Here is a 15,610-nt window from a genome sequence, read left to right as displayed (position 1 = left end):
AATGACAACGATTCAACAGGTTGCAGTATTGGGTGCAGGACGGATGGGTAAGGCCATCGCCATTGCCTTTGCCTATGCGGGGTTAAAGGTGGCTTTAATCGATGCCCGACAACGCACAGAGGCTGAGTTTGAGCAATACCAGGCTCAGGTCCAAACCGACTTAAAACAAGAATTGCAATTACTGGAAAGTATTCAGTTTATTCAATCTGAACAAACCGTGTTTATTCTGAATCAGATTAAGATTTTAAGTCGCGCAGCTTCAATATCAGCCTTAGCCCACTGTGATCTGATTATGGAAGCTGTACCCGAGCTCAGGCAAGCCAAAGAAGAGATTTTTGCTTGGCTGGATCAATATATTACACCGACGTGTATTGTTGCATCGACGACATCAACCTTTCTGGTCACTGATATTGCGCAGATGATTTCTCAGCCTGAGCGGGTGGTCAATGCGCATTGGCTCAATCCGGCCTATCTGATTCCGCTGGTTGAATTAAGCCGTTCTGAGCAAACTTCAGATGAGACTCTAAATACCCTGAAAAGCTTTCTGCATGCCATTGGCAAAGTTCCTGTGGTCTGTCATGCCAAAGCGGGCTATATCGTGCCACGGATTCAGGCCTTGGCCATGAATGAAGCAGCACGGATGGTAGAAGAAGAAGTGGCTTCCGCAGAAGATATTGATATCGCAATTCGGACGGGTTTTGGTCTGCGTTTTTCGGTATTGGGCTTGCTGGAATTTATTGACTGGGGCGGAGGTGATATTCTGTATTACGCTTCACAATATTTACAAAAGGAGCTAGGCGAACGTTATAGCACGCCTGAAATTATTGCCGAGAATATGCGACAGCAACGCAATGGCTTACGCGAGCAACAGGGTTTTTATGATTATCAGCAGATCGATATTGCTGCTTATAAACAGCAAGTTTTACAAACCTTTTCAGATCGGATTGCTGCAAATCAGCTTAAACCGCCGTTTAATATTTTAACTCAGTAATCAGCTTGGTCCGCACTTTTGCCCATCTCTGCATAGACATGGGCTTTTGTTGTTACTTTAACTTGAGGGCATTAAATCAAATAGCTTTTTTAATTGACCGTTGAGCTGGTGCAGTTCAGCATCGTCAAAGGCGTTCAGAATCCCAGATAAGGTGACCTGACTGATCTGGTTAATTTGTTCAACCATTTCTTTACCTTTATCGGTCAGTTTCACCATGGAAATACGTTCATCCGATTCGGATGAAAACACCTGCACAATATCATCTTCAACCAAACGGTAAATGGCTTTGGTTGCCGTGGTCAACTTGAGGGTAGAGAGGTTGGCAATCTCGGTAATACTGGCTTGTTCAAGCGCATTGGTGCTTAAAATAATTTTACGACGTGTATTGTCGATACCTAATTTTTTAATTGATTTTTCAATAAGTTGTGTGTATTTACCATTCACTTGAGAGATCCAGAAAAAAGGATAGCTCTGTAAGCTGCTCGGTTCATTGTTGGGTAGAAATTGTTCTAAATGAGTAAGCATAGCCAAGTCATTACTTTTATAAAAATGGACATTCAGCATTATACAAAAATTAGAAACATTTTCTTGATTCTTCGTATCGAAAAATACTTGACAATTACATTACTTTTTCCGATATTTGTATTAAGTATAAAAATACATGGAAAAGTGAATGAATATTATTGTACAAGAGGTACAAAAAGGAGCAGGTACTTTGAAAGTCATGGTGAAAGATTCCATTGATATTCAAGGTATGCAGACCATGGCGGGTAGCAAAGCCTTAATGCACAGCCAACCTGCAAGTACAAACGCGGACGTGGTAAACCGTATTCTCGCTGCTGATTGCCAAATTATTGCAAAGACCAATCTGCACGAACTGGCGTTTGGGATCACAGGGATTAACCATGTCTTTGGTACGGCACTTAATCCGAAATATCCTGAGCTTATTCCAGGCGGTTCATCAAGTGGTTCAGCAGCAGCAGTTGCGGCAGGCCTAGCCGATTTTACCTTAGGCACCGATACCGGTGGTTCGATTCGTATGCCAGCAGCCTGTTGTGGTATTTTCGGTTTAAAACCAAGCTTTGGCCGTGTCAGCCGTGCAGGCGTACATCCAGCAACAAGTTCATTGGATTGTGTTGGCCCCTTTGCAAATTCAGTCGAGATGATTGAAACCGCAATGCAGATTATTGATCCTACGTTCCATCAATCTACTGAATTGACTCAGGCACCGAAACTGGCGTGGCTCAATGTTGTTGCTGATTCAGTCGTCATTGAGACGATCCAGCATTTTCTGACTAAAGCCAATCTGACAGTATCAGCTGTGACTCTGGAAGGCTTTGAAGCTGCTTTTAATGCAGGTATGCAAATCATTAATTACGAAAATTGGCAAGCCTATGGTGAGTTGACTGAAACAGGCTTGCTGGGTGCTGACGTCAATGCTCGTTTACTCAAAGCAGCCGACACCACATTGACCCAAGTCAAACAGGCCGAACAGGTGAAAGCAGATTTTACCGCTGAAATTAATGCCTTATTCGATCAATACGATGCCTTGATTTTACCGACCTTGCCACAGCTTCCACCTAAAGTTGCTGATGCCGAAAATACCGTGGCTTTTTTAAATCTCACGGGTTTGGTTCGGCCTTTTAATCTTTCTGGACACCCTGCGATTTCAATCCCACTGCAAAGCAGTGAAGGATTACCTGTGGGCTTACAAATCGTGGCGAAACACAATGCCGATGAATATTTATGTGCTGTTGCGAAATATATCGTGAGTGCAGCGCAATAACCGAAAAGGAATGAGGGAATGAATAACTTATCGATAAAGGAATTTGTCATGGACACAACCACAACGGAATTAGAGCGCTTGTGTCAGGAAATTCGTGAACGTGCCTGCACAGGGGAGTTCGATAATCAGGCCTATGTCAGTCAGGACATCATCGACAAACTCAAACAGATTGGCGTTTACCGTGCTTTGGTGCCGAAACGTTTTGGCGGCAATGAATGGTCACCGAAACAGTTTTGCGAATTGATCGAGCAACTCTCCAAAGCTGATGGCTCAGTTGGCTGGGTCGCAAGTTTTGGTATGAGTCCAGCCTATTTGGGCAGTTTGCCAGAAGCAACGCTTGCGCAACTGTATAAAGATAGCCCTGATATTGTGTTTGCAGGTGGCATTTTCCCTCCACAACCCGCTGAAATTACTGATGATGGCGTGGTAGTGAGCGGACGTTGGAAGTTTTCCAGTGGCTGTATGGGCGCAGATATTGTTGGTGTTGGGATTTCTCCACAAAAAGACAACGAAGCCCAAGGTCTACCGCGCATGGCGGTGATGCCAGCCAATAAAGCACAAATCGATATGACCTGGGACACGGTCGGCTTGAAGGGCACAGGTAGCCATGATCTGGTGGTGAAAGATGTGTTGGTGTCAAAGGAATGGACCTTTGTCCGCGGTGAACCATCCAAGTTACCTGAGCCATTTTTTAAATATCCATCGCTGTCTTTAGCCACTCAGGTCTTAACTGTGGTCGGGATTGGTGTTGCTGCCGCAGCGATCGAAGAATTTCAAAAACTGGCGCCGGGCAAGTCTTCAATTACTGGTGGGGCTGAAATTGCCAGCCGACCTGTAACCCAATATGAATTTGCCCAAGTCGAAGCAGAGTTTAAGGCTGCACGCGTGTGGTTCTACGACACCATGCAGATCGTCTGGAATGAAGTGCTTGCAGGGCGTACGCCAACTGCAGAACAGATCAGTGACATGCGTTTGTCTTGTACCCATGTGGCCCGTGTTTGTGCCCGTGTGACTCGCAAAATCCAGATGCTGGCAGGCATGACCGCGATTTATACCCATAACCCGTTTAGCCGCTTTGTCAATGATACCAATGTGGTGACGCAGCATGCCTTTATGGGCGATGCCACTTTACAAAATGCAGGTTTGGTCAGCTTCGGGATGAAGCCAGCACCCGGTTATTTATAAGCCTAATTTTATCAACCCGTGTGGTAACAAGGATGAATGACATGAATGCGCCAATGGATTTAACGGAACTGTTACCACGCCTGCAACAGCTCGAAGCTCAAAATGCGATCCGTAACTGCATTAACCGTTATATGGAAATTTGTGACGCCTTGAATGCCGATACCGACCTGAATGAATTGATGGATTTATTTGATCCGAACAGCATTTGGGAAGGCATAGGCGAAAAATATGCCCAGTCTTTTGGTCGCTATGCGTCATGGCAAGCCATTTATGACATGTTCAAAAGCTATACCCAGCAACAGTCGCATTTTGTTATGAATGTGCATTTTGTCAGTTCAGAACAAATTTATATCGAAGCGGATCAAGCCAATGCCAGCTGGTTGATGTTGCAAACCTCAACCTTCCGTGATGGTCGTAGCCATTTAAATGCCGCCAAACTCACGGTGCAGTTTAAACAGCAACACGATGGACGTTGGAAGATCAAACATTTTCAGACTGAAAATATTTTCAGTCGCCCCGTATCTCACTGGGACAGCACAGCCACATTGCCAGTGCCGTCTCAGCAATAACCAATGGATAGACCGAAAAGGATCGTGGATATGAACAGTATTATTCCAATGCAGAATATTGAAATGGATTACAACGAATTGGTGCAAAGTGATCGTGCGCATACCTCATTGTATAAGGACGAAAAAATCTTTGAAGATGAGATGGAAAAGATTTATTACAGCACCTGGGTGTGGGTAGCACATGCCAGCGAGATTCCAGATGGTGGTAGCTATAAGACCATCAATATTGGTAAACAACCTGTAGTGGTAGTTCGTGATCGTAAGAAAAAAGTCCATGTTCTGCTGAACCGTTGTCGTCATCGTGCTGCAACAGTGTGTGAACATAAAAAAGGTAAAACCAACAGTTTTGTGTGTCCATATCATGGCTGGAGCTATGCACTGGATGGCTCATTACGTGGCGTGCCTTCACCTGAAAGCTATGGCGAATGTTTAGATAAATCTGAGTTTCCATTGATTAGCCTGCGCGTTGAAGAATACAACGGCATGATTTTCGCCACCTTTAAACAGAACATTGAGCCTTTAGAAGATTTCTTGGGTGCTGCGAAAAAATGGATCGACTTGTTTATGAAACAAGGGGCTGGTTATCCAATCAAGGTCTTGGGTGAACATCGTTTCCGTTTTCCGGGTAACTGGAAAATCCAATTGGAAAATACGACCGATGCTTACCACTTTCCATTGGTGCACAAGTCATTTTTAAGTTCAGTCGATGAAAAAACCGAAGAACTGTTTAACTTTGAAAATCAGCCGGGTTATGTCGAAGACCTAGGTAATGGTCACAGTGTCATGGTGATGATTCCTGAACTGGTTGATCTGGATGAAGAGTTAATGGAGCGTCCAATTCAGGAACGTTTTGAAGACTTGGCTCAAGCCTTGCGTGATGAAGGGCATGAAGAACTTGAAGTACGTCGTATTGTGCGTGCGGTGGGTGGTTCTGGTTTCAACCTGAACCTGTTCCCGAACATTGCCTGCTCGATGGCGTTCTTCCGCGTGATGCAACCGATTTCTGTCAATGAAACTGAGATTCATCATTCCGTGATTACCATGGATGGCGGTCCACAAATTGCCAACCAGTATCGTTTACGTCTGCATGAACATTTCCAAGGTCCATTTGGCTTTGGTACGCCAGATGATTCCGAAGCGTGGGAGCGTGTACAGCATGGCGCCAATGCAGGCAATGACCTGTGGATCATGCTCAATCGAGGCTTGCCAGGCGAAGTTAAAACTGAAGATGGCTTAAAGAGCGATGTCAGTGCTGAAACAGGGATGCGCGCTGCCTATCAGCAGTGGAAAAAGATGATGACGGCATAAGGAGAGCGCCATGAAAATCGATTTAAATTTACTGAATGAAGTGACCGCTTTTATCTGGGCAGAAGCCGATATGCTGGACCATTCTGAGCATGATACTTGGCTGGATCTGTGGAATGAAAAAGGTGTGTATATCATTCCGATTGACCCCAAACTGACCGATTATGAAAATAATCTGAACTATGCCTATGACGATCATCATATGCGTAAGTTACGGGTACAGCGTTTGGAAAATGGTGAGGCGATTTCAACTGCACCGAAAGCCAATACCGTGCGTAGTGTTTCCCGTATCCGCATCGTCAAAGATCAAGATGGTGAAATCATTTTGCGTTGTGCACAGAACTTGCGTGAATTCCGTAAAGAAAATCTGAAACATTATACCGCTGATGTGACTTTCCATTTGGTTCGTGATGCGGAACAAGGCTTTAAGATCAATCGTAAAATTATCAATTTAGTTAACTCAACCGATACCTTGGCGGGTATCAGCTACATTCTCTAGGAGCAAAAAATGAAACAGGTTGTTTTAGTCACAGGTGCCGCTTCAGGTTTAGGGAATGTCATTGCCGAATATTTTGCAGCACAAGGGCATCAGGTGATCTTGTCTGCCAGTACTTTAGAGAAAGCAGAGCAAGCCAAAGCACGTAGTGCATATGCAGAGAATCTATTTCCACTGAAACTGGATATCTCGGTTGAGGCTGATTTTCATGCCGCTGTGCAGTGGATTCAGCAGACATTCTCAAAACTGGATGTGTTAATCAACAATGCCACCATGACCAAAGCAACCCCAGTTCTAGAAATTAGTGCCGCGGATTTTGACATGATTACGCAAGTGAATCAGCGTGGTACGTTCCAGTCTTGCCAGATCATTGGCAAATATATGGCTGATCAAGGCTATGGCCGTATCGTCAATATGGCATCTTTAGCGGGACAAAATGGCGGTACTGCAACGGGTGCGCATTATGCCTCTACTAAAGGTGCAATTATTACCCTGACTAAAATCTTTGCCAAAGAATTTGCAGCCAAAGGGGTGACGGTGAATGCGATTGCGCCTGGGCCAATGGAATCACCGATTGTACATAGCGTGGTGTCTGACGAAAAAATGGCGCAATTTATTCAAAATATTCCCGTCAAAGCATTAGGCAGCATGGAATTTATTGCCGAAACCTGTGCGCTATTGGCCAGTCCAAGTGCTGCCTTTGTAACTGGGGCAACATGGGATATTAACGGTGGATTATTTATGCGTTAAGCCTTCGGCGAGATGCATATCAGGGAGAGAAATCATGACGATACTGTATAACGTGGTGGTGAAAAACCGTCATGTCGAAGGTGGGAATGTTGCAGTCATGGAGTTTGAATCTGCAAATTCGACCGTATTACCCAAAATTGAAGCCGGTGCGCATATTGATGTGCACTTGCCGAATGGCATGGTGCGTCAGTATTCATTATGCCAAAACCCGAATGATGTGGGGAAGTTCCGACTCGGGATTCTACGTGATCCCGAATCACGCGGCGGTTCAGTGTCGGCCTTTGATGATTTAAAAGATGGCATGCAGATTCAGGTCAGTGAACCGAAGAACCTGTTTCCTTTAGTCAAATCTAAACATGCGGTACTGGTGGGTGGGGGGATCGGGATTACCCCACTGATTACGATGGCCTATCAGTTGGCACAGGAAGGCACTTCTTTTGAACTGCATTACTGCGGTGCAAGCCCAGAACGCTGTGCTTTTGTCGATGAAATTAAACACGGCATCTTGGCGCCTTTCACGACCTTTCATTTTAAATCGGAAGGGGCGAGCCACCGTGAGTTTTTCCAGTCCGCCATTCAAGACATTGATCAAGACAGCCATATCTATACCTGTGGCCCGAATGGATTTATGGATTGGGTGATCAATCTAGCCCTGACACAAAACTTCCCTGAACAGCAGATCCATAAGGAATATTTTCAGGTGGAAGTTGAAACAGGTGGTGATGCATTTGAAGTGGTGGCGCAGCAAAGTGGCAAGATCATTCTGGTCAATGCAGAAGAAACTATTTTGCAGGCCTTGGCACGTGAAGGCATTGAGATTGAAATGTCATGTGAACAAGGCGTTTGCGGGACCTGTATGTGCGATGTGATCGAAGGTGAACCTGATCATCGTGACGTATATTTTACCGATGAAGAAAAAGCCAGTAATGAGCAGATATTGGTGTGCTGTTCACGTTCTAAGTCAGCACGATTGGTACTGGATATTTAAGCGATTTAATCAGGATAAATCGCTATCCAATATCGGCCAGAAACAGGATAAAAGATTCAGGAGAGAATAATGAATTCACTAAAATCAATGGATGAAATCACAATAGATCCAATGCAGTTTAGACGTGCTTTGGGCAATTTTGCCACAGGTGTCACCATTGTGACTGCGCAAAATGAACAAGGTGAAAAGGTGGGCGTGACTGCCAATAGTTTTAATTCAGTGTCGCTAGCTCCACCGCTGATTTTATGGAGCATCGATAAAAACTCGTCGAGTTTTCCTGTATTTGAACAGGCTTCACATTTTGCCGTGAATATTCTATCGGGCTCGCAGATTGAATTATCCAATAAATTTTCACGCCGTAATATCGATAAATATGAAGGTACCAGTTATCAGACAGGTTCGGGTCAAGCGCCCATTTTAGACCATTGTTCTGCGGTGTTTGAATGTGAACGCCATGAGATTATTGAAGGTGGGGATCACTGGATTATTATCGGCAAAGTGGTGCGTTTTCGTGATGAAGGACGTAGTCCGCTGGTGTATCACCAAGGGGCTTATTCGGGCGTGATTCCACATCCGTTATTGCAGTTAAAAGACACCGTTGAAGCTGAAGATATTGGTGAAATGCATCAGGGGCATTTATATAGCAATGTCTGTTATTTGATGAGTCGGGCTTTTAAATTCTATCAAACTGATTATATTCCCAAGCAGCTTGTGACAGGATTCCGCACCAGTGAAGCGCGTTTATTGTTGGTATTGGGCAGTGGTACTGCGTCGAATAAAGCAGATTTGCCACGCGATATTGCCATGCCGATGCGTGAAGTGGAGCAGGCAGCGACCATTCTGAAAAAAGATGGTTTGCTGATTGAGAGTGATGGCTTTTTCAAACTCACCGAAAAAGGCAAGAAAACTGCGCATTATCTATTTGATATCGCCGATAGTCATCAAAATGAGGTGTTTGAAAAATATTCGGATGAGCAAAAGGAGACTTTTATCACCATGCTAAGAGACTTTGCTGGTGTAGCATAAGCTGGGTGAAGCTGATAAATTGAGTTCATTTATCAGCTTTTGATCGAGCTGACTCTAATCAAAAAAGAATTCCAAGGATGAGGAATTTTTGGCACGCAACTTGTTTATTGATCAAACATGATTGCATACATGCCAAAACAGAGCAGCAGTGCTAAAGAACAAACTTTAGCAATTGTGCAGCACAGGGGAGCGAAGGGATGAACCAATATGTGAGTGATGCACTGTTAACGTGGACGCATCATATCAAGAATGTGTGCGGCAATTTTGAAACAGATTTTGATGGGACACGACATTTATTTATTGGCGAAGTGCAATGTTTTTTACTGGGTGATACCGAGATTGCCTTTATTAAAAATAATGCCAATAAAATCGTCCGAAAGGCGGATGAAATCGATCGGGTCAATAATCGCTTCTGTTTTTTAATTTTGCAGAATTCGGGCAAGATGTTGCTACAATATAAAAATGAAACTTTGACCTTAAATGAGGGCGATATTGTCTTGGTTGATCCCGTTGAAACCATTTCAATGTTTCCACAAGGTTTAGTCAGTCAAATTTCAGTGCATCTGTCGCGAGAAAAATTGCTAAAAGAGAATATTAGTTCTGAATATTTTGGTAAGTTGATCACCCAAAATATGAGTGGTTTTCTGCTGAAGAATATTTTGAAAAATATGTCGCCTGAAAATATCAAGCTCTGGTATGCATCGGAAGATGGCAATGCCTTTGAAGATGCGTTGATTGCCCTCATCAAACCGACTATTAATTATAAAAACATCAATAATAATCAGAATCATCTTTTGGAAAAAGCCGAGCGCTATATTATTGAAAATCTGACAAAACCTGATCTCTCTCCCAAGTTGATTGCCGCACATATCGGGGTATCGTTACGGCATCTGTATCGATTATTTGTGCAAGAAAACCTATCGATTAATAAATACATACAGATCAAACGACTCGAGAAGGTCAAAACAGATCTGTTGGATAAAAGAAACAAGCAGAGTTCGATCACTCAAATCGCGCTGAAATGGGGCTTTTGGGATGGTGCTCATTTTTCAAAGATCTTCAAAAAAACCTATGGCATCTCTCCGAAAGAATTTAGAGAAACGATGTTGGCTTAAACATTTTAGATGTCATTTTTAGACAAGTTCCGCGTCATTCTTGGACAAGCTAGACCCATGCAACTGTGTTGAAATTAAACCAATAAGGGAAGATTAAAGCGCTTCAATCGACTTGAAATATGAAGTTGATTTTCGCTGCTGCACACAGAGCAAAGAGCATTTTAACGATCTGATACAGATCGCTCAGGGATAGATAAAAAAGGATCAACGTGATGCGTAAACAAAGATTATTCAAAGAGATACAAAAAATACTGGCGTTTAACCTATCCATCGCTGCGAGTTTATGTGGTGTTCATAGCACCGCTTATGCGCATGGTGAGGCTGCCGAATTGGTGCCACTCTATCAAAACATGAGTGAGCAGGGTGCCAAAGTGGTCAAGGATGACTTCACTAATAGCTATACCATCTCCAAAGGTTCTATAGTGGTCAGAGCCAAACCCAATTCAGATCAGGTCTTGGTGAATGGAAAACCCTTAAAGCTGAGTGTTCCAGTATTAATCAAAGACGGTAAGCCTGTTATTGGGAAAGATTTTTTCAATGAGGTGTTTCAGTCGGGTTTAGACCAGACCTTTAAAATTGAAAATACCTTTCATCCGCTCAATAGTTTAAATACGGCAGAAATCAAAAAGACCTTTGACGTCATTAATCGCTCAAAGTATGCCTATAAAAATATGCGTTTTGCTGAGCTGAAGCTGAAAGAGCCAGAAAAGGCCAAAGTCTGGGATTTCTTTATTAATCATAAAGAGTATCAAGATGATCGGGTGGCGTCATTCATTTTATTGAAAGGCAATCAGGCAATTGAAGGTGAAGTAGACCTGAATACGCAGCAAGTCACAAAATGGAATGTCCTTAAAGATACGCACGGTATGGTGTTGCTGGATAATTTCGAGACGGTTCAGCGTGTGATCGAATCCAGTAAAGAATATCAGGATGCTTTACGTAAACGTGGCATTACTGATGTGAAGAAAGTGATCACCAATCCATTAACAGTGGGCTATTTTGGTGGTAAAGATGGCTTGGATAAGCAACTGAATGTTTTAAAAGTGGTGTCCTATCTGGATACGGGAGATGGTAACTATTGGGCCCATCCGATTGAAAATCTGGTCGCTGTGGTGGATCTGGATAAAGAAAAAATTATTAAAATCGAAGAAGGAGCAATGATTCCTGTACCAATGACAGACCGTCCTTATGCCACCAAGAATACTCAGCCACCGAAAATTAAACCGCTGAATATCAGTGAACCTGAAGGCAAGAACTTCACCATTACAGGACAAACCGTACATTGGGGGAACTGGTGTTTCCATGTGGCACTAGACTCACGTGTCGGCCTGCAACTTTCAACCGTGACCTATAAGGATAAAGGGGTAAAACGCAAGGTCATGTATGAAGGGAACCTGGGTGGCATGGTGGTTCCTTATGGTGACCCAGATATGGGATGGTACTTCAAATCTTATCTGGATTCAGGCGAGTATGGCATGGGAACCCTGACCTCAAATATTCAACTGGGTACCGATGCGCCAGAAAATGCGGTGTTACTGGATGCAGTGATTGCTGACTATAAAGGCCAACCACAAGTGATTCCAAATGCAATCGCCATTTTTGAGCGTTATGCAGGGCCTGAGTATAAACACCAAGAGATTTTTGGTGATCAGGATGCTAGCGAAGCACGCCGTGAACTTGTTGTACGTTGGATTAGTACGGTGGGTAACTACGATTACATGTTTGACTGGGTTTTTGCCCAAAATGGCGTGATTGGAATTAATGCGGGTGCGACAGGGATTGAAGCGGTAAAAGGCGTTAAAGCCCGTACCATGCATGACAGCACCGCCAAAGAAGACACCAAATATGGCACCTTGATTGACCACAATATTGTCGGAACAACCCATCAACATATCTATAACTTCCGCTTAGATATGGATGTAGATGGGGAAAACAACAGCTTTATGCATATGGACCCTGTGGTGAAGGCCAATGATCGAGGTGGTGTTCGTACAAGCACGATGCAAATTGATAGTAAAGTGATTAACAATGAGCAAAACGCGGCTGAAAAATTTGATCCATCTACTATTCGTTTACTCACCAATTTCAATAAGGAAAATAAATTAGGTAATCCGGTTTCTTATCAATTGATCCCGTTTGCGGGCGGCACTCACCCCGTGGCGAAGGGTGCCAATTTTGCCCCAGATGAATGGCTATTTAAACGTCTTAACTTTATGGATAAACAAATTTGGGTGACACAATACAAGCCAGATGAACGTTATCCTGAAGGGAAATATTCGAATCGTTCAACTCATGATACGGGTTTAGGTCAGTTTATTCAGAACAATGAAAATATTGAAAATAAAGACCTTGTGGTGTGGATGACCACAGGAACCACCCACGTGGCACGTGCCGAAGAATGGCCAATTATGCCAACAGAATGGGTCTATACCTTGATCAAACCTTGGAATTTCTTTGATAGTACCCCAACGTTGAATTTGGGTAAAGAAGAGCAAAATACGCAGCACGACCATCACTAAAACGCAGATCAAGTGACATGGGTAATCCAAGATTACCCAAAACTGAGTGTTGAGTAGATCGCTGATAAAAAAGGAATTTTGTATGAAAACGCTACTTTCTCAAGTTATGAGAGGGACTCTCTTTGTCTCATTTTTTTCAACTGTGCATGCAAGTGAGCTAGAAATTAAACCGACTTTTGAAGCAACTTTTGGGGCTTTTAGCAGTGCTAAAAGCTATAACGGCGAAAACCTAGAGGATGAAAGAATCAATTGGCAAGAAGGTCACCTTAAATATGGTGCTAAAGGACAATATACATTTAACAACAACCAGCTCTATGCAAGCTTGAGCGGTATTAGCTCGGCAACCTTTGGTGATGGTGACGCAGGCCAAAATAGTAATGGCAAAGAACGTAAAACAGATGTGAATGAATGGATCATTGGTTTTAAAGATGGCACCAATAAAGATGAGTTAACGACCTATGATTTAAGTATTGGTCGACAAAATATCATGATTGGTGATGGTTTTTTCATTGCTGGGGATGCGTTAAACCTTGGAAAAGTACCTGCGAATGGCACACTCGATCGGGGCGGCGCCTATTATCTGGCGGCACGTCGAAGCTTTGATTTTAGTAGCCTGCTTCAATACAAACCGCAACAGGATACGACGCTAAAGCTGGCTTACCTAAAGTCAGACAATAAAGCACAATTTTCCCCAGAACTCTTTGTGACTGATCTGATGTATCAGCTTAAAGATAAAGGTGTTGGGTTTACTTATTTAGATGTATTAGATCTTGAAGATGCTGAACAGGTTTCAGGGCGCGAAGACCTTAAAAACTATGCTTTACGTTTGAATTATCAACCTTTACCAGAGCTGCAAGTTAAAACTGAGTTTGTTGTACAAGATAAAAAAGAGGGTCAAGAAAATGCAGGCTATTTAGCACTGAACTATAACTTTTTATCTTCAAAATATACGCCCTCATTAGGCTACCGTTTTAGTCATTTTTCCGACCAATACGATCCAATGTTTTACGGGAATACGGTTGGATTTGGAACATGGTTTCAGGGCGAAGTCGCGGGGAACTATGCAGGACCCTTCAATAAAAATGCCGATATTCATCAAGTCTCTTACAGTATGAATTTAAAAGAAAATTTTATGCTGGGTGCATTGGCTTATAAATTTCAAACCGTAAACAAGGCATTGGCAAATGTCGATGGGCATGAGCTGGATGTGTTTTCAGTTTGGTCAGTCAATAACAATCTCACCATTATTCCGCTGATCGGACTGTATCAACCAAAGCACGATATCCACAGCGGTGGCACACAAAATTATGATGACAAAACCAATCTATATGCCCAGTTGATTCTGCAATACATCTATTAATTGGTTCTAAAGTGATTTAAGGAAAAGAAAATGAGTGAAGTTCAGATTTTAGCAAGCGTACAGCAATTTATGACACGTCAACATGGACATTTTATTGATGGAAAACTAGTTGCTGCCGAGCTTTTGGATAAAGTGGATATTGTAAATCCATCGACTGAACAGGTGGTTGCTCAAATTAGCATAGGTAGTCAACAAGATGTCGAAAATGCGGTGAAAAGTGCGGAACATACTTTTCAAAATGCTTGGGCTGAAACGACGCCGTATGAGCGTGGCGTGAAACTGAACAAGCTCGCAGATTTAATTGAGCAATATGGTGAAGAACTTGCACAGCTCGAATCGTTGTCTACCGGAAAACTCATTAATATCTCCCGCCATCTTGAAGTCGCACAATCTGTTATTTTCTTGAGATATTTTGCGGGTTGGGCAACCAAAATTAATGGTCAAACCATGCAGCCCTCTATTCCTTCTATGCAAGGTGAGAAATATACGGCCTTTACTTTAAGACAACCGGTTGGTGTGGTTGCAGGGATTGTGCCTTGGAATTTTTCACTGATGATTGGTGTGTGGAAAATTGGTTCAGCTTTAACAACGGGCTGTACCATTGTGCTTAAACCAAGTGAGTTTGCCAGCTTATCTTTATTACGTTTAGCTGAACTTGCCATTGAGGCAGGTATTCCAGCAGGTGTAATTAATGTAGTAACAGGTAAGGGCAATACAGGACAATATTTAATTGAATCGCCGCTGGTTAAGAAAGTTTCATTTACAGGTTCAGTTCCAACTGGCATTGCCATTGGTAAACTGGCAATGAGCAGTGATTTAACCCGTGTAAGTCTGGAGCTCGGTGGTAAAAATGCCATAGCCGTTTTGGCTGATGCAAATATTGATGAGATATTACCGACTTTATTGCGAGCAACTTTTGTGCATCAAGGCCAAGTTTGCGCATCCCCAGAGCGTTTTTTTGTACACCGTACAAAATATGATGAACTGGTCGAGAAACTCTCTAAAGCACTTTCACAGTTTAAAATTGGATCGGCGATGGATGAGGGAAGTATGTTTGGTCCGCTCTCTAATCAGCCACATTTTCATAAAGTAAAACATTATTTAGATATGGCAAAAGCCAACAACCAGATTATTGCAGGTGGTGAGGCTTTAGATCAGACAGGGTATTTTGTACAGCCGACTTTAATTTCCTTTAAAAATACCGATGATGCTTTATTTTCAGAAGAAACCTTTGGACCTGTGGTTGGGGTAATGCCATTCGAAACTGATGAAGAGCTCGTTCAACTGATGAATCAGTCACGCTTTGGTTTAACCGCAAGTATTTGGACAAATGACTTATCTAAAGCTTTGCGGTTAATTCCTAAAATTGAAGCGGGGACTTTATGGGTCAATATGCATACATTCTTAGATCCATCTGTTCCATTCGGTGGAGTGAAAGCTTCTGGTCTTGGTCGAGAGTTTTCAGATGCGTTTATTGAAGATTATACTGAACTTAAATCGGTGATGATTCGATATTAAGT

At 42.9% G+C, this 15,610-nt stretch carries 14 protein-coding genes; 13 read left to right on the top strand and 1 reads right to left on the bottom strand.

What is annotated here, in order from left to right:
• The first annotated feature begins 1 nt into the window (after position 1).
• Positions 2 to 991 (top strand): 3-hydroxybutyryl-CoA dehydrogenase, encoded by a 990-nt coding sequence (locus NDN13_RS09065; RefSeq protein WP_251117996.1) that lies wholly within the window; start codon positions 2 to 4, stop codon positions 989 to 991.
• Positions 992 to 1,048: 57 nt separating this feature from the next.
• Here NDN13_RS09065 and NDN13_RS09060 read toward each other — a convergent pair whose 3' ends face one another.
• On the bottom strand, positions 1,049 to 1,516 hold the full coding sequence (locus tag NDN13_RS09060) for a MarR family winged helix-turn-helix transcriptional regulator (protein ID WP_032860853.1): 468 nt from the start codon (positions 1,514 to 1,516) through the stop codon (positions 1,049 to 1,051).
• A 148-nt stretch (positions 1,517 to 1,664) separates the two neighbouring features.
• Here NDN13_RS09060 and NDN13_RS09055 point away from each other — a divergent pair, with 148 nt between their 5' ends.
• From NDN13_RS09055 to NDN13_RS09000, 12 genes are all read left to right on the top strand, one after another.
• On the top strand, positions 1,665 to 2,777 hold the full coding sequence (locus NDN13_RS09055; protein ID WP_251117995.1) for an amidase: 1,113 nt from the start codon (positions 1,665 to 1,667) through the stop codon (positions 2,775 to 2,777).
• Between the two features lie 18 nt (positions 2,778 to 2,795).
• Positions 2,796 to 3,962: an acyl-CoA dehydrogenase family protein gene (locus NDN13_RS09050; protein WP_251117994.1), complete on the top strand. Its 1,167-nt coding sequence runs from the start codon at positions 2,796 to 2,798 to the stop codon at positions 3,960 to 3,962.
• A 41-nt stretch (positions 3,963 to 4,003) separates the two neighbouring features.
• Positions 4,004 to 4,531 carry a nuclear transport factor 2 family protein gene (locus NDN13_RS09045; protein ID WP_251117993.1) on the top strand — a complete coding sequence of 176 codons (528 nt, stop codon included), beginning with the start codon at positions 4,004 to 4,006 and terminating at the stop codon, positions 4,529 to 4,531.
• A gap of 30 nt (positions 4,532 to 4,561) precedes the next feature.
• Positions 4,562 to 5,839 carry an aromatic ring-hydroxylating oxygenase subunit alpha gene (locus NDN13_RS09040; protein ID WP_251117992.1) on the top strand — a complete coding sequence of 426 codons (1,278 nt, stop codon included), beginning with the start codon at positions 4,562 to 4,564 and terminating at the stop codon, positions 5,837 to 5,839.
• 10 nt (positions 5,840 to 5,849) lie between these two features.
• Positions 5,850 to 6,335 (top strand): aromatic-ring-hydroxylating dioxygenase subunit beta, encoded by a 486-nt coding sequence (locus NDN13_RS09035; RefSeq protein WP_005238964.1) that lies wholly within the window; start codon positions 5,850 to 5,852, stop codon positions 6,333 to 6,335.
• Between the two features lie 9 nt (positions 6,336 to 6,344).
• Positions 6,345 to 7,082, top strand: a complete 738-nt coding sequence (locus tag NDN13_RS09030) for an SDR family NAD(P)-dependent oxidoreductase (RefSeq protein WP_251117991.1) — start codon at positions 6,345 to 6,347, stop codon at positions 7,080 to 7,082.
• A 34-nt stretch (positions 7,083 to 7,116) separates the two neighbouring features.
• Positions 7,117 to 8,070 carry a PDR/VanB family oxidoreductase gene (locus NDN13_RS09025; RefSeq protein WP_241271333.1) on the top strand — a complete coding sequence of 318 codons (954 nt, stop codon included), beginning with the start codon at positions 7,117 to 7,119 and terminating at the stop codon, positions 8,068 to 8,070.
• A 66-nt stretch (positions 8,071 to 8,136) separates the two neighbouring features.
• On the top strand, positions 8,137 to 9,096 hold the full coding sequence (locus NDN13_RS09020; RefSeq protein WP_251118206.1) for a p-hydroxyphenylacetate 3-hydroxylase reductase component: 960 nt from the start codon (positions 8,137 to 8,139) through the stop codon (positions 9,094 to 9,096).
• Between the two features lie 197 nt (positions 9,097 to 9,293).
• Entirely contained in the window at positions 9,294 to 10,211 is a 918-nt protein-coding gene (gene feaR / locus NDN13_RS09015) for a transcriptional regulator FeaR (RefSeq protein WP_004805411.1), read from the top strand.
• Positions 10,212 to 10,414: 203 nt separating this feature from the next.
• On the top strand, positions 10,415 to 12,730 hold the full coding sequence (gene tynA / locus NDN13_RS09010) for a primary-amine oxidase (protein WP_251118205.1): 2,316 nt from the start codon (positions 10,415 to 10,417) through the stop codon (positions 12,728 to 12,730).
• Positions 12,731 to 12,872: 142 nt separating this feature from the next.
• The gene (locus NDN13_RS09005) at positions 12,873 to 14,090 is read left to right on the top strand and encodes a hypothetical protein (RefSeq protein ID WP_251118204.1); all 1,218 of its coding nucleotides are present in this window, start codon (positions 12,873 to 12,875) and stop codon (positions 14,088 to 14,090) included.
• Between the two features lie 30 nt (positions 14,091 to 14,120).
• Positions 14,121 to 15,608 (top strand): NAD-dependent phenylacetaldehyde dehydrogenase, encoded by a 1,488-nt coding sequence (locus NDN13_RS09000; protein ID WP_251117990.1) that lies wholly within the window; start codon positions 14,121 to 14,123, stop codon positions 15,606 to 15,608.
• Positions 15,609 to 15,610 lie beyond the last annotated feature (2 nt).

The organism is Acinetobacter sp. C32I, assembly GCF_023702715.1.
Taxonomy (GTDB): Bacteria; Pseudomonadota; Gammaproteobacteria; order Pseudomonadales; family Moraxellaceae; genus Acinetobacter.
This window is presented reverse-complemented; position numbering and strand designations above follow the sequence as displayed.